Annotated in this window: 17 protein-coding genes and 1 tRNA gene; 12 read left to right on the top strand and 6 right to left on the bottom strand. The window is 68.9% G+C overall.

Going from position 1 to position 20,665, the window contains the following annotated elements; all coding sequences use genetic code 11:
• Position 1 precedes the first annotated feature (1 nt).
• Together AC07PR_RS21970 and AC07PR_RS21965 are read left to right on the top strand one after the other, a co-directional pair.
• Complete coding sequence (locus tag AC07PR_RS21970; RefSeq protein WP_377156816.1) at positions 2–307, top strand: hypothetical protein; 306 nt, start codon at positions 2–4, stop codon at positions 305–307.
• A gap of 201 nt (positions 308–508) precedes the next feature.
• Complete coding sequence (locus tag AC07PR_RS21965; RefSeq protein WP_495136548.1) at positions 509–3,118, top strand: chemotaxis protein CheW; 2,610 nt, start codon at positions 509–511, stop codon at positions 3,116–3,118.
• A 36-nt stretch (positions 3,119–3,154) separates the two neighbouring features.
• Here AC07PR_RS21965 and AC07PR_RS21960 read toward each other — a convergent pair whose 3' ends face one another.
• On the bottom strand, positions 3,155–3,760 hold the full coding sequence (locus tag AC07PR_RS21960; RefSeq protein ID WP_495136547.1) for a GNAT family N-acetyltransferase: 606 nt from the start codon (positions 3,758–3,760) through the stop codon (positions 3,155–3,157).
• 356 nt (positions 3,761–4,116) lie between these two features.
• On the opposite strand from AC07PR_RS21960, the gene AC07PR_RS21955 reads away from it, so the two are divergent.
• Complete coding sequence (locus tag AC07PR_RS21955; protein ID WP_377156809.1) at positions 4,117–4,605, top strand: SET domain-containing protein; 489 nt, start codon at positions 4,117–4,119, stop codon at positions 4,603–4,605.
• A gap of 121 nt (positions 4,606–4,726) precedes the next feature.
• Here the strand turns inward: AC07PR_RS21955 and AC07PR_RS21950 are convergent, their stop codons facing one another.
• Both AC07PR_RS21950 and alaS read right to left on the bottom strand, forming a co-directional pair.
• Positions 4,727–5,479 (bottom strand): UPF0149 family protein, encoded by a 753-nt coding sequence (locus AC07PR_RS21950; protein WP_377156807.1) that lies wholly within the window; start codon positions 5,477–5,479, stop codon positions 4,727–4,729.
• A gap of 123 nt (positions 5,480–5,602) precedes the next feature.
• Positions 5,603–8,236 carry an alanine--tRNA ligase gene (gene alaS / locus AC07PR_RS21945; protein WP_495136546.1) on the bottom strand — a complete coding sequence of 878 codons (2,634 nt, stop codon included), beginning with the start codon at positions 8,234–8,236 and terminating at the stop codon, positions 5,603–5,605.
• A gap of 382 nt (positions 8,237–8,618) precedes the next feature.
• Between alaS and AC07PR_RS21940 the strand changes: the two genes are divergently transcribed.
• Complete coding sequence (locus tag AC07PR_RS21940) at positions 8,619–10,097, top strand: NAD-dependent succinate-semialdehyde dehydrogenase (RefSeq protein ID WP_495136558.1); 1,479 nt, start codon at positions 8,619–8,621, stop codon at positions 10,095–10,097.
• Between the two features lie 51 nt (positions 10,098–10,148).
• On the opposite strand, the gene AC07PR_RS21935 is transcribed toward AC07PR_RS21940, so the two are convergent.
• Both AC07PR_RS21935 and AC07PR_RS21930 read right to left on the bottom strand, forming a co-directional pair.
• Positions 10,149–11,045 (bottom strand): LysR substrate-binding domain-containing protein, encoded by an 897-nt coding sequence (locus AC07PR_RS21935; RefSeq protein WP_483105435.1) that lies wholly within the window; start codon positions 11,043–11,045, stop codon positions 10,149–10,151.
• Between the two features lie 88 nt (positions 11,046–11,133).
• Positions 11,134–12,705, bottom strand: a complete 1,572-nt coding sequence (locus AC07PR_RS21930) for a DUF1810 family protein (RefSeq protein ID WP_495136545.1) — start codon at positions 12,703–12,705, stop codon at positions 11,134–11,136.
• 206 nt (positions 12,706–12,911) lie between these two features.
• Here AC07PR_RS21930 and AC07PR_RS21925 point away from each other — a divergent pair, with 206 nt between their 5' ends.
• From AC07PR_RS21925 to AC07PR_RS21890, 8 genes are all read left to right on the top strand, one after another.
• Positions 12,912–14,120 (top strand): MFS transporter, encoded by a 1,209-nt coding sequence (locus AC07PR_RS21925; protein ID WP_377156801.1) that lies wholly within the window; start codon positions 12,912–12,914, stop codon positions 14,118–14,120.
• Between the two features lie 45 nt (positions 14,121–14,165).
• Entirely contained in the window at positions 14,166–15,008 is an 843-nt protein-coding gene (gene dkgB, locus AC07PR_RS21920; RefSeq protein WP_495136544.1) for a 2,5-didehydrogluconate reductase DkgB, read from the top strand.
• A gap of 81 nt (positions 15,009–15,089) precedes the next feature.
• Positions 15,090–15,665, top strand: coding sequence for a TetR/AcrR family transcriptional regulator (locus AC07PR_RS21915; RefSeq protein ID WP_495136543.1), 576 nt, complete (start codon positions 15,090–15,092; stop codon positions 15,663–15,665).
• Positions 15,666–15,719: 54 nt separating this feature from the next.
• On the top strand, positions 15,720–16,475 hold the full coding sequence (locus tag AC07PR_RS21910) for an SDR family oxidoreductase (RefSeq protein WP_495136542.1): 756 nt from the start codon (positions 15,720–15,722) through the stop codon (positions 16,473–16,475).
• Between the two features lie 107 nt (positions 16,476–16,582).
• A complete protein-coding gene (locus AC07PR_RS21905; protein WP_495136541.1) occupies positions 16,583–17,134 on the top strand; it encodes a PilZ domain-containing protein in 552 nt (183 codons plus the stop codon).
• Between the two features lie 57 nt (positions 17,135–17,191).
• Positions 17,192–17,266, top strand: a tRNA-Gly gene (locus AC07PR_RS21900).
• A gap of 166 nt (positions 17,267–17,432) precedes the next feature.
• Entirely contained in the window at positions 17,433–18,635 is a 1,203-nt protein-coding gene (locus tag AC07PR_RS21895; RefSeq protein ID WP_377156793.1) for an MFS transporter, read from the top strand.
• A gap of 30 nt (positions 18,636–18,665) precedes the next feature.
• On the top strand, positions 18,666–19,583 hold the full coding sequence (locus AC07PR_RS21890) for an aspartyl/asparaginyl beta-hydroxylase domain-containing protein (protein WP_377156791.1): 918 nt from the start codon (positions 18,666–18,668) through the stop codon (positions 19,581–19,583).
• Between the two features lie 27 nt (positions 19,584–19,610).
• Here the strand turns inward: AC07PR_RS21890 and AC07PR_RS21885 are convergent, their stop codons facing one another.
• A complete protein-coding gene (locus tag AC07PR_RS21885; RefSeq protein WP_495136540.1) occupies positions 19,611–20,432 on the bottom strand; it encodes a dioxygenase family protein in 822 nt (273 codons plus the stop codon).
• Between the last annotated feature and the right edge of the window lie 233 nt (positions 20,433–20,665).

Here is a 20,665-nt window from a genome sequence, read left to right as displayed (position 1 = left end):
CATGCAAAGCCGACAACAACAAGCGCTGACCGCCTATCGGCCCCTTTGGAGGGTGCTGGGCGTCGCCGTGCTCGGCGCTGCGCTGTGGGTGCCGGCCGCGCCTGCCCAGGCCAGCGAGGTCGTCAAGCTGGCCCGGCTGCTGATCACGGGCAAGCGCCAGCCGAGTCGCCCGCCCGCGCCGCAACCGGCGGCGCCGGAACGCGGCACCGATGCCACCAGCCAGCCCCAGAGCCGTGCATCCGACGGCGAACTCCATGCCCAGACACAGCGCCGCACCTCGGAAGGTGCCGCGGTGTCGATGGACTGACGCACCAGCTTGTCGCATCGCCGGGGTTTTCTCCCCAACTCGCGGCATCGCCGCACCAGCGCGGCACTTCATCTCTGATCGCCGTGCGATCAACGAAGTTACTCTCGGAAACCGTGCGTTTCTCCCCCTGACAACGTCGTCAACGCGCGCCACACTGCCGCGCGTCGCCTCACGAGGGCGTGGTCGTTGGGAGGAAATGAGATGACGCAGGGATCCAACAAGGTCTATCGGAAAGGCCTGCCGTTCAGCGCCGAAGTGGCGCCGTTGCTGGCCGCCATGCCGCTGCTGGAGGAATACCGCGAGCCGCTGCTGCGCTTGCAGGGCGCCTGGGACAGCCTGGCGCTGCTGGGCCAGATGAGCGGCGCGGCCACCGACATGGCCGACACCCGCACCGCCTTCGAGGCGCTGACGGGACGGCTGCTGGACAGCCTGGCCCGCCGGCAGTTGCGACATGCGGTCGGGCACTTGCAAGGGCGTTCGCAGGTCGCGATCGACATCCTGGTGCGCAACCTCTTCGAACGGACTGCCGACGTCGGTTTCCTCGCCAGCGACGGCCCGTTGCGTGCGCTGCTCCAGGCGGATGCGGCCGGAGATGTCGATGCCGGCGAGGTCGAGGCGCTGCGTCGCCGCTTTGCCGCCTATGTCGCCAAGTACTCCGTCTACGACCAGGTCGCGCTGCTGGCCGCCGACGGGCGTCGTCTGGCGGCATTGGATGAATCGAGTTGTGCTCCCGTCGTCGATGACGCGCGGCTGCAGGGCGCCTTCGAGCCCGGCCGCGCCTTCGTCGAAGTGCACGGCCCGACCGGGCTGCTCGGCGGCCGCAGCGGCCTGATCTACGCAGCGGCGGTGAGCGGCCATGACGGCGCCGACTCCGGCGGCGCGCGCGGTCTGCTGTGCCTGTCCTTCAAGCTCGAGGACGAGATGCTCGGCCTCTTCCGCGCGCTGTGCTCGGGCGTGCCACGCTCGGTGCTGGTGCTCAAGGATGCGCAAGGGCGCGTGCTGCTGACCTCGGACCCCTGGCAGATCCCGCTCGGCGCGCCGCTGGCCGACGCCGGCGAAGCGCAAGGCTGGCGACTCGATTTCGCCGGTCGGGACTACCTGGCCTGCGACAGCACGGCCAGCGGTTATGAAGGCTACTTCGGACCCGGCTGGCGGGCGCAGATGCTGCAGCCGCTGCAGCACGCCTTCGCGGATGCGCCCGCCGAGCGCCAGGCCGGCCGCGCGCGCGACCTCGACACGCGCGAACTGTTCGACGAGGAACTGCGCAGCATCCCCGTCGAAGCGCGCCGCATCCAGCGCGAGCTGTCGCGCTCGCTGTGGAACGGCAAGCTCAAGAGCCGCGCCCATGCGCAGCCCGGCGCCCGCGCCGGCGAGGGCGCCGTGGCTGGCCAGGCTGGCGGGAACGCCTTCGCCGTGACCCTGCTCAACGAGGTCGAACGCACGGGAGACCAACTGCGCCAGGTGTTCGAACGCGCGATCGCGCAGCTCGAGGACGGCGCGCTGGACGCCGTCTTCGACGGTGCCGGCTTCCAGGCGGAACTGGCGATCTCCATCGTCAACCGCAACCTCTATGAACGCGCCAACGACTGCCGCTGGTGGGCGCTCGACGCGCGACTGCAACGTGCGCTCGCCGACGGCGACGCCGCATCGGCCGGAGCGGTGCTCGCGAGCATCCACGCGCTCTACACCGTCTACTCGTTGCTGCTGGTCTTCGACAGCGCCGGACGTGTCGTCGCCGTGTCGGACCCGAGCCAGGCGCATCACGTCGGGCGTTCCCTGCAAGGGGACTGGGTATCCGGTGCGCTCGGCTTGCGCGATGCCGGGCAGTATGTGGTGTCGTCGCATGCGCCTTCCGGCCTTTACGGCGACGACGGCCATGCGCCTTGTCTCGTCTACGCGGCCGGCGTGCCGCATCCGGATGGCGCGGCCATGGTGGGCGGCATCGCGATCGTGTTCGACGGCGCGCCGCAGTTCCGCGCGATGCTGCGTGCGGCCCTGCCTGACCAGGCCGGTGCGGCGGCGCTGCTGGTGACGCGCGCGGGCGAGGTCGTGGCGAGCAGCGATGCGCGCTGGTCGCCGGGCGATCGACTGCCGATGGCGCTGCCCGCGCTCTCCACGTTGCCGTCGGATCAGCATGTGACCGGCGAGCTGGACCTCGATGGCTGTGTCCATGCCTATGGCCTGGCGATGTCGGGCGGCTACCGGGAGTACCGTCTCCTCACGCCGCCTGACGCGAACGATCTTGCCGCGCTGGTGATGCTGCCGCTGGGCGGGCGTCTGGCGGCCGGCGAGTCGACCGGCGCAGGCGCGATGCCCGTGGCGTTCAAGCCGATGCCGCCAGCCGGCGCGAAGACGCTGGACGTGGCGAGCTTCCTCGTCGACCACCAGTGGCTGGGACTTCCCGCGGTGCAGGTGGTCGCGGCGCTGGAGCGCCAGCGCATCACCGCCTGGCCCACGGCCCCCGCGGCCGTGCGCGGCATGCTGAGCTTCGAGGGCCGCATGTTGCCCGTGCTGGATCTCGGTCAGTTGCTGTTCCACCGCCCCTGCGGCGACGAAGCCGCGCTGATGGTGTGCCAGACCGGCGCCGGACAACGTCTGGTGCTGGCGGTCCAGCAGCTGGGGCAGGTCTTCGTCGCGGGCGCGGAGCAGCTGCAACCCAGCCCGACGCGACCGGGCTGGGCCGCGCAGGCGCAGGTGCACCTGCTCAAGGGCCACGGGCCGCAGATGCTCACCCTGCTGGACGGCGACGACCTGTGGCGCCTGGTCAACGGCGTGGTCGAGGCGCAGGTGCCCGCGCTGGCTGCCGATTGACCGCCACGGACGGGCTGGGCCCGTCGCGCTCCCGGCTCAGGTCGCGGTCCGCTCGATCACGGGCGGCCGCGGATGCAGCCGTGCCATCGTGAAGGCATCGACGTAACGTCCGTCGCGCAACGCGTAGCCGCGCAGGCGGCCCTCGTGCTCGAAGCCGAAACGTTCATAGAGCCTGATGGCGCGCGTGTTGTCGGCGAATACGGTGAGCTCGATCCGCAGCACGCCGAGCCAGTCGTCCGCCTGCCGCATGAGCGCGTCCATCAGGGCCGCGCCGACACCGCGACCCTGCGCGTCCGGATGCACGCCGATGCCCAGCATCATCGCGTGCCGGCGCCGCGCCTGCGGTCCGACCGGATGCAGTCCGGCGGACCCCAGCAATCGTTCGCCGTCGAATGCGAGCAGCTGCAACTCGCCGCTGTTGGTGTCGGGCACTTTCGAGAAGCGTTCGTGCCAGAGCAGCTCGGAGGTGTAAGGCACCTGCAGCAGCGACGGTTGCACGCCCGGGTGTCCTACCAGCTCGGCGTGCGCGCGGGCGTCCTCGGGGCGAGGGCGGCGCAGCGAGAGGCCTTCGGCGATGCGCACGGCGCGGCGGCCAGCGTCGCGATCGTCGGTGGAGCGGGTCGGATTCGTCGGGGTCTGCATCGGGGTTCTCCTGGTGGGATGGAAGGACCGAGGGGGCGGAAATGAACAAGGCCCGCGGGTTGCGCGGGCCTTGTCAGGGGGAGTCCGGTGGATCGCTTCAGGACCGTTGGGTCCGGGATCCTGGGGGCGTCTGCCGCGTTCGACGCCGTCCCTGGCCGCGTGCGCACAGGTGCGCCTGCAGCGGATGCAGGCAGCACATCTGGACGAGGCGGGTGGTGCGGAGCGCGAAGGACATGCGAACCAGTATCTTGGCGACGCGACGGACGCGTCAAGCGCGCTCTTCTTGAGACCAGTGGCAAGGGCGCGACAATGTGCGTTTCCCCCTTTCGTCGCGGCCGGCGCCGCGCGTCGCCTTCATGCCTCGACTGAGTTCCGTCGCTGCCGCTCCTGCCCCGGCCTCCGCCGCCGACACGGCCTCGCGCCCGAAGGGCGAGCCGCAACCGGCTGAGCGCTTCGCGCTGGCCGTGGACAAGAGTCCGATCGACGGGCTCGGGGTCTTCGCCGCCGAGTCCATCCCTGCGCGCCGCAAGATCGGCGAGATGCGCGGTGAGATCGTCCCGGTGCGCGAGGCCCGGCGGCGCATCGAGGGGCGGCGTCGGATCCACGTGGTCGAGGTGACCGACAAGACCGCCATCGATGCGACGAAGTCCGATTGCGCGCTGCGCCACGTGAATCACAGCTGCGCGCCGAACGCGGTCTTGCGCATCCGGCAAGGACGCGCCGAGTTCTACGCGATCCGCGACATCGACCCGGGCGAGGAGATCTGCGCCGACTATGGCGAGAGCCATCACGAAGGCCGACTGCGTTGCCGCTGCGGTGCGCCGAACTGCAAGGGCCGGCTTTGAGGCGAGCGGCGTTGAGCGCTGCCTCGTCGCCGGCGCCATGAAAAACGCCGGCGCAAGGCCGGCGTTTGTGCGAGGCGGCCCGAGTCCGCCTTCGATGCGTGGGCCCGTCTGATCCGCGCGATCAGTGCGTCGTGTCCGGATCCGAGGTCAGTCCGGAGATCGCTTCCTTCATCACGCGCTGCTGCATCCAGAACAGGCGCAGGTCCTGCACGGTGAACAGCATGTCGTCGATCAGGGCGTTCTGGTCGATGCCTTCCGGCTCCTCGTAGGCCCGCTGGACGTACTCGGCGCGCGGCGTGGCGTCCTCGGCAAGCGTCACGGCCTCGATCGCTTCCAGCATCGCCTGCAGGTCGTCGGCGCCGTCACCGGCGGGCAGCGACCACGCGTTCGTGTCCTCGACCGCCTGCAGGAATCCCTGCGCCCACATCGCGCCCGGCGCGGGCATGCGCTCCAGCAGTTCCGCGGTGATCGTGCCCTGCGCGACCAGCTCGGCCTTGGTCTCCTCGTCGAACTCGGAGATCAGCGGCGTCAGGTGCATCTGCTCAGGCGCTTCCAGCAGGGGCTGGGGTTCCAGGCTGTCGCCGATCTCGTTCCAGCGCACGTGCAAGGCTTCCATGAACGCGTCGGTCAGGTCCTGCTCGTCGAGACCGGCGGGCCAGTCCTCGCCGAACAGCGCGTCCATCGCCTGGATGGGCGCGGCGTCGGACGGTCCGACCCGCAAGGCGGTCAGGTAGCCGTCCATCGTGTCCAGCGTGATCGCCGGCGCATCCGGATCGGCCTGTCCGGCCAGCACGGCCAGCAGCTCGCCGAGGCGCTGCGCGTTCTCGACGTCGATCGAGTCGCCGAAGTCGTCGTCCATCGGGGTGTCAGTCATGGTTGCTCCAGTGGCTTGAAACGACAAGGGCCCGACCGGGGCCCTTGAAGAGGTTGTTCGTCGAAACTCCGGGGTGGGCGGTTCGATCGTCGCCCGTGTCCCGGAGTCTGTTCGAGGGGGGAGTCAGACGCGTTCGCCGACCCAGGCCTGCACGCTCGCCAGCGCGGCGGGCAGGGCCTTGGCGTCGGTGCCGCCGGCCATCGCCAGGTCCGGCTTGCCGCCGCCCTTGCCGCCGACCTGCTGCGCGACGAAGTTGACCAGCTCGCCGGCCTTGACCTTGCCGATGCTGTCCGCGGTGACGCCCGCGGCCAGCTGGACCTTGTCGCCGTCGACGGCGGCCAGCACGATCGCGGCGGTCTTGAGCTTGTCCTTGAGCTTGTCCATCGTCTCGCGCAGCGTCTTGGCGTCGGCGCCGACCAGCGTCGCCGCCAGCACCTTCAGTCCCTTGACGTCGACCGCCTGCGACAGCAGTTCGTCGCCCTGCGCGGAAGCCAGCTTGCTCTTGGCGGCGGCCAGTTCCTTCTCCAGCGCGCGGAGCTGCTCCAGCACCGCGTGGACACGCGGTTCCAGTTCGGCGGGCGCGGCCTTCAGCGTGCCGGCGACGGCCTGCACGGTCGTCTCCAGCGACTGCAGGTAGTGCAGCGCGTTGTCGCCGGTGACCGCCTCGACGCGACGGATGCCGGCCGCGACGCCGCTCTCGGCGACGATCTTGAACAGACCGATGTCGCCGGTGCGGCGCACGTGCGTGCCGCCGCAGAGTTCCTTCGACGAGCCGATGCTCAGCACGCGCACGGTCTCGCCGTACTTCTCGCCGAACAGCATCATCGCGCCGCTCTTCTGCGCGTCGTCCAGTGCCATGACGGCGGCCTGCGTGTCGGCGTTGGCCAGGATCTCGGCGTTGACGATGGCCTCGACCTTGCGGATTTCCTCGGCGGTCATCGGCGCGGTGTGGGCGAAGTCGAAGCGGGTGCGTTCGGCGTTGACCAGCGAGCCCTTCTGCTGGACGTGCGCGCCCAGCACCTCGCGCAGCGCCTTGTGCATCAGGTGGGTCGCGCTGTGGTTGCGGATGGTCTTCGCGCGGCGCTCGGCGTCGACCTTGGCGGCGAAGACGTCGCCGACCTTGACCGTGCCTTCGACGACCTGCGCGTGGTGGCCGAACACGTCGGCCTGGATCTTCAGCGTGTCGTCGACGACCAGGCGGGTCGTGGCGTTGCGCAGTTCGCCGGCGTCGCCGACCTGGCCGCCGCTTTCCGCATAGAACGGCGTGTGGTCGAGCACGACCACGACGTCGTCGCCGGCGTCGGCGCTCTGCACCGCGCTGCCGTCGACGTACAGCGCGACGACCTGGGCTTCGTCACGCGTCAGGTGGTCGTAGCCGTGGAAGGTGGTCGCGGCGCCGGTGTACGCCAGGCCCTGCGCCATCTTGAACTTGCCGGCCTGACGGCCCCGGTCCTTCTGCTCTTCCAGCAGGCGGTTGAAGCCGGCCTCGTCGACGGTCACGCCGCGTTCGCGGCAGACGTCGGCGGTCAGGTCCACCGGGAAGCCGTAGGTGTCGTGCAGCTTGAAGGCGGTGTCGCCGTCGATCTGCGTCGCGCCGCCGGCCAGGGCCGATTCCAGCAGCTCCATGCCGGTCGCGATCGTCTTGAAGAAGCGCTCCTCTTCCTGCTTCAGCACCTCGGTCACGCGCGCTTCATCGCGGCGCAACTCGGGATAGGCCTCGCCCATCTCCTTGGCCAGCGCGGCCACGAGCTTGTGGAAGAACGGCGCGCGCGCGCCCAGCTTGTAGCCGTGGCGGATCGCGCGGCGGGCGATGCGGCGCAGCACGTAGCCGCGGCCGGCGTTGCCCGGGATGACGCCGTCGACGACGGTGAACGAGCAGGCGCGGATGTGATCGGCGATGACCTTCAGCGACGGGGATTCCTTGTCGCAGTCACCGGTGCCAGGCGTTGCGGCGTCCACGCTCTGCTTGGCCGCGGCCAGCAGGTTCACGAACAGGTCGATCTCGTAGTTCGAATGCACGTGCTGCAGCACGGCCGTCAGGCGTTCCAGGCCCATGCCGGTGTCGACGCTGGGCTTGGGCAGCTTGTGCATCACGCCGTCTTCAGTCCGGTTGAACTGCATGAAGACGTTGTTCCAGATCTCGATGTAGCGGTCGCCGTCTTCATTGGCCGAGCCCGGAGGGCCGCCCGCCACGTCCGGACCGTGGTCGTAGAAGATCTCGGTGCAGGGGCCGCAGGGGCCCGTGTCGCCCATCATCCAGAAGTTGTCGGACATGTAGCGGCCGCCCTTGTTGTCGCCGATGCGCACGATGCGCTCGGCGGGCACGCCGACCTGCTTGTTCCAGATCTCGTAGGCCTCGTCGTCCTCGGAGTACACCGTCACCCACAGCTTCTCCGCCGGCAGCTTGAAGTGCTGCGTCAGCAGTTCCCAGGCGTAGCCGATGGCGTCCTTCTTGAAGTAGTCGCCGAAGCTGAAGTTGCCCAGCATCTCGAAGAAGGTGTGGTGGCGCGCGGTGTAGCCGACGTTGTCCAGGTCGTTGTGCTTGCCGCCGGCGCGGATGCACTTCTGCGCCGTGGTCGCGCGCGAGTAGGCGCGCTTGTCGAAGCCCAGGAACACGTCCTTGAACTGGTTCATCCCCGCGTTGGTGAACAGCAGCGTCGGGTCGTCGCCGGGCACGACCGGGCTGGACGCGACGATCTGGTGGCCCTTGGACTCGAAGAACTTCAGGAAGGTGTGGCGGATCTCTGCGGCTTTCATGCCTGTCCTTTGCTTGATGGGCCTGGCGGGTCGGGTGTGGCGCAGACGACGCTGCGATGTGAATCCAGTTGTGTCTTCGCGGGTGCGCGGGTTGCCGGCTCCGATCCGGGCGCATGTCCGCCCGTGATCGACGCCGGGGCGGCGGGTGGCCGCCTGCAAGCGCCTGATTTCGCGAAGCTTTCGATTATAGGAGCGGGCCCTTCCGGCCCTCGCTGCAGTGTTGTGATGCGGAGTCAACCCGCGCCGCAGGCGCGGCTTACCGGCCGGGAAGCCGTACATGGGCGCACAGGAGGTGACGCGGCGTTGACATGGCGGCCCCGGTGGCGCCGCTAGGATGCCTGCCTTGCCCGGAGACGGGACGCGGAGATATGACATGGCGACGATGGACCCCAAGACCTCCCCGCTGGCGCAGCTGAAGGACCCGAGCCTGCTGAAGACCGACGCGCTGATCAACGGCGAGTGGGTGGGCGGCACGAGCCGCTTCGATGTGGAGGACCCGGCGACCGGCGCGCTGCTGACGCACGTGGCCAACCTGGGCGCGTCCGAGGCCGACGCGGCGGTGACGGCCGCGAACGCCGCCTGGCCGGCGTGGCGGGCGAAGACGGCCAAGGAGCGGGCCGCGATCCTGATGCGCTGGTACCACCTGCTGATCCAGCATGCGGACGACCTGGCGCGCATCCTGACGGCGGAGCAGGGCAAGCCGCTGGCCGAGGCGCGCGGCGAGATCGTCTACGGCGCGAGCTTCGTCGAATGGTTCGCGGAGGAATCCAAGCGCGTGCGCGGCGAGATCGTGCCGACGACCGACCCCACCAAGCGCTACATGGTCATCAAGCAGCCGGTGGGTGTGTGCGCGGCCATCACGCCGTGGAACTTCCCGCTGGCGATGATCACCCGCAAGGTGGCGCCGGCGCTGGCGGCCGGATGCCCGGTCGTGATCAAGCCGGCGGAGCAGACGCCGCTGACCGCGCTGGCCGCGGCGGAGCTGGCGCAGCGCGCCGGCATGCCGGCCGGCGTGTTGAACGTGATCACCGGCGACGGGGAGCACTCCATCGCCATCGGCAAGGTGCTGTGCGAGAGCGACGTGGTGCGGCACCTGTCATTCACCGGCTCGACGGAGGTCGGCCGGATCCTGATGGCGCAATGCGCGCCGACGATCAAGAAGCTGTCGCTGGAGCTGGGCGGCAACGCGCCGTTCCTGGTCTTCGACGACGCCGACATCGACAGCGCCGTCGAGGGCGCGATTGCGAGCAAGTACCGCAACGCGGGCCAGACCTGCGTGTGCGCGAACCGGCTCTACGTGCAGGCGGGTGTGTACGACGCGTTCGTGGCGAAGCTGGCGGAGAAGGTCGGCGGGCTGAAGGTCGGCAACGGCTTCGAGGCCGGCGTGACGCAGGGGCCGCTGATCGAGGACGCGGCGATCGAGAAGGTCGAGCGCCACGTCGCCGATGCGGTGGAGAAGGGCGCGAAGGTGCTGGTCGGCGGCGCGCGGCTGCACGACCGCTTCTTCCAGCCGACGGTGCTGTCTGACGCGACGGCCGACATGCTGTGCGCGCGCGAGGAGACCTTCGGTCCGGTGGCGCCGGTGTTCCGCTTCGGCACGGAGGCCGAGGGCGTCGCCTTGGCCAACGCCACCGAGTTCGGCCTGGCGAGCTACTTCTACGCCCGCGACATCGGCCGCATCACGCGCGTGTCCGAAGGCCTGGAGTACGGCATGGTCGGCATCAACACCGGCTTGATCTCGACGGCGGAGGTGCCGTTCGGCGGCGTCAAGCAATCGGGCCTGGGCCGCGAGGGCGGGCACCAGGGCATCGACGAATACGTCGAGACGAAGTACCTGTGCATGGGCGACCTGAACAAGTGAAGGTCGCATGGCGCGGTCCGGCGCGCATCGACGCGGGCACGACAGGGTGGGTCAGGCAGTGAGGTTCGCCATCTGGGCTGCGAGGTCGTCGAGGAAGCAGCTGATGCGCGAGGCCAGCGCGGTGTTGCGGTAATAGACCGCGTGCACCGGCTGGCGCGTGTCGACCGTGTGCGTCGCGAGGACCTGCACCAGCGTGCCGTCGGCGCGGTCCCGCGCGGTCATGAAATCGGACAGCGACACGAGGCCCTGGCCGGCGAGCGCCAGTTGGCGCAGCGTCTCGCCCGAGGACGCGCTCACCGCGGCCTTGATCGGATAGCCCTCGCCGCCGGACCAGCGCAGGGGCCAGGTGTTGAGGCTTTCCGGCGCGGTGAAACCGAGCAGCGAGTGGTTCGCGAGCGATTCGACCTGGGTCGGACGTCCGCGCGCGGCGAGGTAGGCGGGACTCGCGAGCACCCGCAGCCGGAAGCTGCCGAGCGGCCGCGCATGCAGCGAAGAATCGGCGAGCGTGCCGATGCGCAGCGCGACGTCGGTGCGCTGCTCCAGCAGGTCGATGATCTGGTCGCTGCTGTTGAGTTCGAGCTCGATCTGCGGATAGCGCTCGCGAAAGCCGCCGATCAACGGCACCAGCACATGGAGCATGAACGGCGAGGCCGCATTCACGCGCAGCCGCCCGGCGGGCTGGTCGCGGCGCAGCGCCAGCTGTTCCTCGGCGTCCTCGACGGCGGCCAGCACGTTGCGGGCGCGGGCGAGGAAGAACTGGCCCTCCTCGGTGAGTTCCAGACGTCTCGTGGACCGCCGCATCAGCGTCGTGCCCAGCTTCTGCTCGAGGCGGCTCAGCGAGCGGCTGACAGCGGAGACCGTCTGCCCCAGATGCTCCGCCGCCGCGCTGATCGATCCCGCATCGACGATGGCGGCGAGGACGGCGAGTTCATCGAGGGAGCTTTTCATCGACGGCGTGAGGGCGCGGGGAGGGCCGGATGATAGAGCCGGCCCCGCGCCAGGCGGTCGCAAGGCGCGTGATGGCGCCGCGCCTGCGTCAGTGCGCCCTTGGCTGATTCAAGCAGGCGTCCCTCGTTCGCTGGCAGAGGTGATGGCCGAAGTAGCGCGCCAGGACGTCGTCGATCTTCGTGATCAAGGTGTCGTCGTCAGCGGCATACCGGAAGAGGGTCAGCGAGGATTGGAGCTTCTGCACGTCAATCGGATTCACCAGAATCGACAAGGCGTCGCGGCCCTTGTTCCTGTCATCCATCAACGCATCGAGGCAGCGCTCGTAGTTCCGTCTCAAGAGGGGCTCAGCCAGGTAGAGACGGGCATCGTCCATCGACCTGAGCGCGTAGGTCCTGGCCTCCTTGCTTTTGCCCAGGCCTTCGAGCTGAGGAAACGCGTACCACATGCAGTGCGTCTGCTTGCGGCCTGCCCGCAACTCGTTGACGAAGTTGTCGATCGTCCGACCGTGGGTCTTCAGGAAGCGTTCCGGGTTGAAAGGACCGGTCTGCCCAAGCGTGGCGTGCGAGCTTGCCGCCTTGGAAGTGCCGATATGAGCCGCCGGGAGTCGCTGCGCGTTGACGCGTTGGTTCCGATCAGGCTGCGCGTGTGGACGTGCCGTCGTGGCGTCGGCGACGGATGGCGAGGCCTTGGGCGCTCGGCGGTCCTCCGCGCCGAAGAATCGTTCAAGAATCTCCTTTGACTTGTCGAACAAGTCCGTTAAATCCACGCTCCTGTTGATGAATCTCATCGACGCCTCGACCTGCGTGGCACCGGCTTTGCCAAAGATGTCCTGCGCGGTGACGCCCGCCCTGTTGGCGAGCAGCGCATCCATGGCCAAGTTCAAGTTGCGGCGGAGTTCGGGACGGTACGCGTAGGTCCACATCTCATCCTCGCAGGTCATGCCTGCTCGATCCATCCGTTGCGTTTCGCCGGCGCGACGCATCCGCGGAAAGATGTAAGGCAAGGATTGAAGCTCCATCGAGCCTCTGCTGAGGTTTTGGACGATCCGGTCAAACCGCTTTGGATCGCGATCGAAGAATCGCTCGAGGTTGTACGTGTCCACGCTCGTCTGGCGGTAGTGCCAGTCTTGCCATCCGCGCAGGACCTTCATGGTCGGCTCATGGTTTGAGCCGAAGTGGTCCTTCAGAAAGCGTTCGATCTTCTTGTCGCCGGTCGCCTGGAACATGAGCGTCAGGCACGCCGCGAGCTTCGGGGCACGCTGCTTTCCGAGGTAGATGTCGGCGTTCATGCAGTACTGAGTCCTGAGGGCATGGTCAATCGTGTCGAGCCGCTCCATCATCTTCCTGCCAAGGACGGGGTGCTTGAAGAATGCTTCAGCCTCCGCCAATGAATTGATGCCGTAGTCATTGCAGAGCGCTGAGTTCCCGAGGCCTTTGACCTGGGGAAAGACGTACCACATCCAGTCGTGTTGCACCTGGCCTGAGTTGATGTCGACGTCGATCAGGTCACGCCCGCTGTCCCTCTGCTTCTGCGCATCGAGGAAGCGTTGCAGCTTGTAGGGGTCTGGTCCGTACGAATGGCTCTGTCCAGTGGTCGGGTGCTGAATCTGAGCGGATGAAGAGGGGATGCTCCGGAATGAAGCTGGAAATGAATGGGGCATGGCGGGCGCTCTTGCAGGAAGGAAGCTTCGCAGTGATGCGCCCGTGAAATTGGTTCGCCAGTTGGAAGGGTGCGCCGCATCGGTTGGCTCACTGGAACTTGCCTTTTAATCAACAATGTTTTGAAGATTGACGGCTTTTTCTGCAAGTTGGAACAGGGAACACTGGCGACCGTTCCCTCACGTTCCACGCTTTGCAGGAGCCCCTCATGCCGATCGCCTTATGGGCGCTGACCGTCAGCGCCTTTGCCATCGGGACCACGGAATTCGTCATCGTGGGCCTGATCCCGACCATGGCCGCCGACCTCGGCGTCAGCCTGCCGTCCGCGGGCCTGCTGGTCTCGCTGTACGCGCTGGGCGTCGCCATCGGCGCCCCCGTCCTCACCGCGCTCTCCGGCCGCTGGCCGCGCAAGCGGCTGCTGCTCGCGCTGATGCTGCTGTTCACCGCCGGCAACCTGCTCGCATGGCTCGCGCCGGGCTATGGCGCGCTCGTCGTCGCCCGCGTGCTGACCGGCCTGGCGCACGGGGTGTTCTTCTCGATCGGCTCGACCATCGCCACCAGCCTCGTCCCCCGCGAGAAGGCCGCCAGCGCCATCGCGACGATGTTCTCGGGGCTCACCGTCGCGCTGGTCACCGGCGTGCCGCTGGGCACCTTCGTCGGCCAGCACTTCGGCTGGCGCGCAACCTTCCTCGCCGTCGCGGCGCTCGGCCTCGTCGCCTTCTTCGCCAGCCTGGCCTTCGTCCCGCGCAAGCTCGCCCAGCCCGCGCCGGCCAGCCTGCTTCACCAGCTCGAGCCGCTGCGTCAGCCGCGCTTGCTGCTCGTCTACGCGATGACGGCGGTCGGCTACGGCGGTTCGTTCATCGCCTTCACCTACCTCGCCCCGATCCTCCAGCAGGTCAGCGGCATCTCCGCCAACGGCGTCAGCCTCGTGCTGCTCGTGTATGGCCTCTCGGTTGCGGTCGGCAATGTCTGGGGCGGCAAGCTCGCGGACAAGCGCGGCCCCATCGGCGCGCTCAAGCTGATCTTCCTCGGGCTCGCCGCCGTGCTCTTCGTGCTGAGCCTCACCGCGCAGTCGCCGGTCTTCGCCGTGCTGACCGTGCTCGCCTGGGGCGCCTTCGCCTTCGGCAACGTGCCGGGTCTACAGCTCTACGTCGTCCAGCAGGCCGAAGCGCATGCGCCCCAGGCCGTCGACGTCGCCTCGGGCCTGAACATCGCCGCGTTCAACCTCGGCATCGCCGGCGGCGCCTGGGGCGGCGGTCTGATCGTCGAGCATCTGGGCCTGTTGCACACGCCCTGGATCGGCGCGATCGTCGTGCTCGGCGCCTTCGCGCTCACCGTGCTGGCAGGGCGCCTCGACCGCCGCTTCCCGCTGCCGGCGCGTGCCGCCGGCGCCGCGCCCATCGCCGTCGGCCATTGATCGCGCACGCTCGCTGCGCCCGTCCCGCATCTTCCGGAGTTCCTCATGAGCACACCCACCTCCCACCCCACCTCCCACCCCGTCGCCATCCCCATGCCGCCGCTGGGCCTCGGCACCTTCCGCCTGAAGGGCCAGGTCGTCATCGATGCGGTCAAGAGCGGCCTGTCGCTCGGCTACCGTCACATCGACACCGCCCAGATCTACGGCAACGAAGCCGAGGTCGGCCAGGCGATCGCCGAGAGCGGCGTGCCGCGCGCCGAGCTGTTCGTCACGACCAAGATCTGGACCGAGCAACTGGCCGGCGACCGCCTGATTCCCAGCCTGCGTGAGAGCCTCGCGAAGCTGCGCATGGCGGCTGTCGATCTCACGCTGATCCACTGGCCGTCGCCCGGCGGCGCGGTGCCGCTGAAGGACACCCTCGACGCGCTGATCGAAGCGAAGCGCCTCGGCCTGACGCGGGCGATCGGCCTGTCCAATTTCACCGTCGCGCAGATGCGTGAAGCGATCGATCTCGTCGGCGTCGGCGAGTTGGCGACCAACCAGGTCGAGATCCACCCGTTCCTGCAGAACCGCCAGGTCGTCGACCATGCGAAGGCGGCGGGCTTGCCCCTGACCGCCTACATGCCGCTGGCCTACGGCAAGGTCATGACCGAGCCGGTACTGCTCGACATCGCCGCGCGACATGGCACGACGCCGGCGCAGGTGTCGCTGGCCTGGCTGTTGCAACGGGGATTCGCGGTGATCCCGTCGTCGACGAAGCCCGCCAACCAGGCCGCGAACCTGGAGGCGCTGCGCTTGCGCCTGAGCGATGACGACATGGCCCGCATCGCCACGCTCGATCGCGGCGAACGGCTGGCCAATCCGGACTTCGCGCCCGCCTGGGACTGAGGTCGGTTCGATCCTGGCACCGGTCCGAGGTGAAAGCCTCATTTATGGAACGGTCATTCCAGAATCGCTACAGTCCGCCACATGGCCAGACCCAAGCAGTTCGATCCCGACGAAGCGCTGGACGCCGCGGTGGCGGTGTTCCGCGAGCACGGCTACGCGGGCAGTTCCGCGGAGATGCTCACCGCCTCGATGGGCATTGGCAAGCAGAGCCTGTACAGCACCTACGGCGGCAAGTGGCCCCTGTACTGCGCGGCGTTGCAGCGTTACGCGCAGAGCGAGACCAGCCGGCACATCGAGGCGCTCAAGAGCGGCAAGACCGCGCTGGACGGCATCGAGCGATTGCTCAAGCGCGTCGTGAACGAGGCGCACCTGCCCTGCCTGGGCGTGGGCTCGGTCCAGGAGTTCGGCATGGACAGCGAAGGCAGCGCCGCGCTGGTCGAGATCCGCGAGGCGGGCGGCCGGGCGATGCAGGCGGCGCTGCTGGAACGCCTCCGGGATGCGCAGGCCAAGGGCGAGCTGTCCGCGGTGGTTGAAGCGAAACACGCCGTGGCCTTCGTCTTCGCGCAGATCGCCGCCTTGCGTCTGGCTGCGCGCGGAGGCGCGACGGACACCGAATTGCGCGAGTTGGCGCGACTGTCCCTGCAGGCTCTGAAGTGAGTCTGTTTTTTTTGACCAATTATGGAACGATCGTTCCAGAAAAGAGTGGAAGCAATGAAGCATGACAACATGAGCCCGGATCAGCAGGGCACTCGACGTGTCGCGCTGGTCTTCGGTGGTTCGCGCGGCATCGGCGCGGGCATCGTGGAGCGACTCGCGAAGGATGGTTTCGACGTCGCGCTGACCTATGTGTCGCGGCCGGACGCGGCGCAAGCGGCGCTCGGCGTGGTGGAGGCCGCCGGCGGGCGAGGCCTGGCGATCCAGGCCGACAGCGCCGATCCGGTCGCGATCCGCGCGGCGGTCGCCGCGGCGGCCGAGCGGCTGGGACGGCTGGACGCGGTCGTCGTCAACGCGGGCGTGCTGCGGCACGGGACGATCGACGTCGTGTCGCTCGAAGACCTCGACCTGTCTCTGAGCGTCAACGTACGCGGCGTCTTCCTCGCGATCCAGGCCGCGGTGGCGCAGATGCGCGATGGCGGGCGGGTGATCACCATCGGCAGCAACACGGCGATCCGCACCGGGTCGCCGGGCAGCAGCGTGTACGCGATGACCAAGGCGGCGGTGGCCTCGATGGTCCAGAACCTCGCACTGGATCTCGCGCCGCGGGGCATCACGATCAACAACGTGCAGCCGGGGCCGATCGCCACGGACATGACCGCGCCGTTCGCGGACTACCTTCAGGACAAGTTGAAGCTGGGCCGGATGGGCCAGCCCCACGAGATCGGGGCGCTGGTGTCTTACCTCGCCGGCCCCGAGTCGGGCTACATGACCGGCGCCAGCCTCACGATCGACGGTGGGTGGGTCCTGTAAGCGGATGTTCTCGGGCGTGAAATCGGTCACGTTTCCAGGTCGGCCAGACATGAAGGCGTTCACCCGGAGCGCATACAACCCGGGGGCCTGTGCTTTCCGACCTTCCCATGTTCCGCCTCCGATTCCGACCGAAACCGCCCGCGGCCAATGAAGCGCCAGTCGCCGCCGAAGGCATCGCCCCCGCTATCGCCCCCGCTATCGCCGACGTCGACGCCGTCGATGTGATTGCGGCCGAGGCCGACGCCGACGCTGAGGCAGTTTCCGAGGATGTCGACGGCGACGGCGACGGCGACGAGCGCCGCAGCACCCCGCGCCGCGACGTGCCGCTCGGGCCCGCGGTGCGCGTCGAGTTTGTGCTGCTGGGCCGCGCCCGCAGCCTGAGCGTGGACGACGTGTCGCTGGGCGGTCTCGGGCTGCGCGGCACGGTCGAGGAGGGACGCGGCCTGTTCCTCGGCCAGAAGGTCTCGCAGGCGAGGGTGATGGTCGGCGATCAGCTCGTGCTGGTGACCGATCTCGAGGTGCGTATCCGGCGCAGTTTCCGGTCCTTCCTTGCCGGCGAACAGGTCCACATCGGCTGCCGCTTCGTGGGCCTGAACCCGCTGGCCGAAGCAGAACTCCAGCGCCTGCTGTCTCAACTGATCGGTCAGCGCACCCGCTGAGCGGTGGCCCTGGGGCCGCTAGACCGCCGCTCGCTTGGGCCATAATGCGCCTCCTCCGCGGGCGTCGTATAACGGCTATTACCTTGGCTTCCCAAGCCAATGACGAGGGTTCGACTCCCTTCGCCCGCTCCAGAGACACGCCTGCGACAAGTGCCTACGGCGCCGCTCCAGGCAGGCGGCCCCAGCCCCTTCCACAGGGCGCTCTCCAGTCCCCGCCACCGGTGGGGCGACCCGATCCGTGTTGCAATGCTGAACGTTTCCTGAACGCTCCCTGAGCGTTTCCTTTCAGCCGTCCGACATGTCCGCCGCCTCTCCGATCGCTTCCCCCCAGCTCTCCGACGACCCGACGCCGGCCGCCCACACGGGCTGGGCCCTGCTCGCGCTGGCGATCGGCGGTTTCGCGATCGGCACGACCGAATTCGCGGCGATGAGCCTGGTCCCGTTCTTCGCGCCCGATCTCGGCATCGATGCCCCGACGGCGGGCCACGTGATCAGCGCCTACGCGCTGGGCGTGGTGGTCGGCGCGCCGCTGCTGGCGGTGCTCGGCGCCAAGGTGCCGCGACGCACGCTGCTGATCGCGCTGATGCTGGCCTTCGCCGTCGGCAATGGCCTGAGCGCGCTCGCCCCCGGCTATCACGCGATGCTGCTGTTCCGCTTCCTCAGCGGCCTGCCGCATGGCGCCTACTTCGGCGTCGGCGCGCTGGTCGCCGCCTCGCTGGTCGCGCCAGCGCGCCGCGCGCAGGCGGTCAGTCTCATGATGCTGGGGCTCACCGTGGCGACCATCGTCGGCGTGCCGCTGGCCAACTCTCTGGGGCAGTGGGCCGGCTGGCGCTGGGGCTTCGGCGTCGTGACGCTGCTGGCGCTGCTGACCGCCGCGCTGGTCGCGTTGCATGCGCCGCGCGATCGCGTCCAGCCCGGCGCCAGTGCCATGCGCGAGCTCGGCGCGCTCGGCCGTCGCCAGGTCTGGCTGACGCTCGGGATCGCGACGATCGGCTTCGGCGGCATGTTCGCCGTCTACACCTACCTCGGCTCCACGCTGCTGGAGGTCACGCGCACCGGCCCCGGCATGCTGCCGGTCGTGCTGAGCGTGTTCGGCATGGGCATGACCGCGGGCACGCTGGTCTCCGCCTGGGCCGCCGACCGCGCGCTGATGCCCACCATCGGGGGGCTGCTGCTGTGGAGCGCGGCGTCGCTGGCGCTGTACCCGTTCGCGGCCGGCAGCCTGTGGACGCTGCTGCCGGTGGTGTTCCTGATCGGTTGCGGCGGCGGTCTCGGCGCCGTGCTGCAGACCCGGCTGATGGACGTCGCCGGCGAGGCGCAGACGCTGGCCGCGGCGCTGAACCACTCGGCCTTCAACGCGGCGAACGCGCTCGGCCCCTGGCTGGGCGGCCTGGCGATCGCCGCCGGCCACGGCTGGACGTCCACCGGATGGGTGGGGGTCGCCCTCGCGTTCGGGGGCTTGATGTTCTGGGCGGTGTCGCTCGCATTCGATCGTCGATAATCGCCGGCTTCTCTTGCTGGAGTCCCGCACATGGCCGACTGGCTGCCGCCCACGCGTTACTGGGTGCTGGCGATCTTCATCGCCTCGGCGCTGTATGCCCACTTCCGCGGGCGTGTCCGCTTCAAGCTGGCCCGCGCGCTGACCGACTTCACCGTGCTGATCTCGCCGATCAATGCGGTCATGTACCTGTTCTCCCGCGCCCCCGCCACGCCCTACCTGAAGACCTCGGCATTCCCCGAGCTCAGCCTGCTGCGCGACAACTGGCAGGTGATCCGCGAGGAAGCCCTCAAGCTCAACGACGAGGGCTACATCAAGGCCGCGTCCGGCTACAACGACATCGGCTTCAACTCGTTCTTCCGCACCGGCTGGAAGCGCTTCTACCTGAAGTGGTACGACCGGGACATGGCCTCGGCGAACGCGCTGTGCCCGAAGACGGTCGAGCTGCTCAAGCAGATCCCCGGCGTGAAGGCGGCGATGTTCGCGTCGCTGCCGCCGGGCGCGAAGCTGGTGCGCCACCGCGACCCGTACGCGGGCTCGTTGCGTTACCACCTCGGCCTGACGACGCCCAATGACCCCGGCTGCTACATCGACGTCGACGGCGAGAAGTACCACTGGAAGGACGGCGAGGACGTGATGTTCGACGAGACCTTCATCCATTACGCCGAGAACACCACGACGCATCAGCGCGTGATCCTGTTCTGCGACGTGGAGCGCCCGGTCCACTTCGCGCCGATCCGCTGGTTGAACCGTGCGTTCGGCAAGCTGGTGATGACGTCCGCTGCGACGCAGAACCTGGAGAGCGAGCCCATCGGCGGCCTCAACAAGTTCTTCTATCACGCCTACAAAGTGCGCCTGTTCTTCAAGGCGTTCAAGGCGAAGTCCCGCACCGGCTACTACGTCGTCAAGTGGGCGCTGATCCTCGGCATCCTGGCGGCGATCTTCCTCTGACCGCCGCGCAGACCGCCCGCTGAAGGCTCAGTCGGCCAGCGCCTGGGACAGGCGCTTGGCCTGCGGGCCGAACGCATAGGCGTCCATCCCGAGCGCGCCGAAGGTGACGCCGTCGTGGATGCGGATGGGCGCGTCGTCGCGACCACCCGCGCCCGCGGCGACATACCAGGGCAGCAGATGCTCGTCCGTCGGGTGCATCAGCGCGGCCGCCGGCGCCTGCGTGCGATAGGCCGCCAGCGCCTCCCAGTCCCGGGCCGCGGAGCGCTCCGCGAACCAGCCTCTGAACGCCGCCGATTCGGCCATCTCGGGCATGTCCTCGGACGCCGCGCGCATCAGCAGGCGCAGGTTGTGCGTGATGCTGCCGGTGCCCAGGATCAACACGCCCTCGCGCGACAGCGCCTGCAGCTTGTCGCCGAGCTCGATCAGTTGCGCCGGCGAGGCGTGCGGCGTCAGCGTGAGCGGGATCACGGGCACATCCGCGTCCGGGTAGATGTAGCGCAGCGCGGTCCAGATGCCATGGTCCAGGCCGCCATGATCGACCACCGGCAGCGCGAGCGTCTCGCCGAGCAGCGTCGCCAGCGCCCGGTCACCCGGCGCGTCGTAACGCAGCTGATAGAGCGCCGGCGGGAAGCCGCCGAAGTCGTACACCGCCTCGTGCCGGTTGGTGCCGAGCAGGACGGCTTCGCGCGCCGTCGTGTGCGCGGAGATCGCCAGCACCGCCTTCGGCCGGCCCCAGACGGCGTCCAGCGTGCGGCCCAGGCGCTGCATGAAGGCGCCGGCCTCGCCGGGCTCCAGCGCGATCATCGGCGAGCCATGGGAGACGAACAGGGGAGGGAAGTGGGTGTTCATGCGTTCCATTGAACGCCCGGGCGGGAGCCGCATCGTCAAAACCGCTTGCACGGACTGTTCAAGCCGATTGCATGGCCGCACCCCCGTGCCAGCGCGCGGGCATGCGGTTCGCTACAGTCCGCGCATGAGCGCGCACCCGTCTTCTCCGTCCGCCACCCCCGCCGGCGCCCCTGCCGGCACGCCGGCCGGGACCCCCTCGGCCCGGCCGGCTTCCGGTTCTCCCACGGGCCGCC

The sequence above is a fragment of the Roseateles sp. GW821-FHT09H11 genome (assembly GCF_059415845.1).
Note: the sequence above shows the minus strand (reverse complement) of the source record. Positions and strands in the feature narration are given on the sequence as shown.

Bases quoted from the DNA above. Each gene is read 5' to 3' on its own strand.
- AC07PR_RS21915 (WP_495136543.1), top strand. From the start codon at position 15,090: ATGGCCAGACCCAAGCAGTTCGATCCCGACGAAGCGCTGGACGCCGCG.
- AC07PR_RS21955 (WP_377156809.1), top strand. From the start codon at position 4,117: ATGCCTCGACTGAGTTCCGTCGCTGCCGCTCCTGCCCCGGCCTCCGCC.
- AC07PR_RS21960 (WP_495136547.1), bottom strand. From the start codon at position 3,760: ATGCAGACCCCGACGAATCCGACCCGCTCCACCGACGATCGCGACGCT.
- AC07PR_RS21940 (WP_495136558.1), top strand. From the start codon at position 8,619: ATGGACCCCAAGACCTCCCCGCTGGCGCAGCTGAAGGACCCGAGCCTG.
- AC07PR_RS21910 (WP_495136542.1), top strand. From the start codon at position 15,720: ATGAAGCATGACAACATGAGCCCGGATCAGCAGGGCACTCGACGTGTC.
- alaS (WP_495136546.1), bottom strand. From the start codon at position 8,236: ATGAAAGCCGCAGAGATCCGCCACACCTTCCTGAAGTTCTTCGAGTCC.
- AC07PR_RS21895 (WP_377156793.1), top strand. From the start codon at position 17,433: ATGTCCGCCGCCTCTCCGATCGCTTCCCCCCAGCTCTCCGACGACCCG.
- AC07PR_RS21890 (WP_377156791.1), top strand. From the start codon at position 18,666: ATGGCCGACTGGCTGCCGCCCACGCGTTACTGGGTGCTGGCGATCTTC.
- AC07PR_RS21905 (WP_495136541.1), top strand. From the start codon at position 16,583: ATGTTCCGCCTCCGATTCCGACCGAAACCGCCCGCGGCCAATGAAGCG.
- AC07PR_RS21885 (WP_495136540.1), bottom strand. From the start codon at position 20,432: ATGAACACCCACTTCCCTCCCCTGTTCGTCTCCCATGGCTCGCCGATG.
- AC07PR_RS21965 (WP_495136548.1), top strand. From the start codon at position 509: ATGACGCAGGGATCCAACAAGGTCTATCGGAAAGGCCTGCCGTTCAGC.
- AC07PR_RS21930 (WP_495136545.1), bottom strand. From the start codon at position 12,705: ATGCCCCATTCATTTCCAGCTTCATTCCGGAGCATCCCCTCTTCATCC.
- AC07PR_RS21950 (WP_377156807.1), bottom strand. From the start codon at position 5,479: ATGACTGACACCCCGATGGACGACGACTTCGGCGACTCGATCGACGTC.
- AC07PR_RS21970 (WP_377156816.1), top strand. From the start codon at position 2: ATGCAAAGCCGACAACAACAAGCGCTGACCGCCTATCGGCCCCTTTGG.
- AC07PR_RS21925 (WP_377156801.1), top strand. From the start codon at position 12,912: ATGCCGATCGCCTTATGGGCGCTGACCGTCAGCGCCTTTGCCATCGGG.
- AC07PR_RS21935 (WP_483105435.1), bottom strand. From the start codon at position 11,045: ATGAAAAGCTCCCTCGATGAACTCGCCGTCCTCGCCGCCATCGTCGAT.
- dkgB (WP_495136544.1), top strand. From the start codon at position 14,166: ATGAGCACACCCACCTCCCACCCCACCTCCCACCCCGTCGCCATCCCC.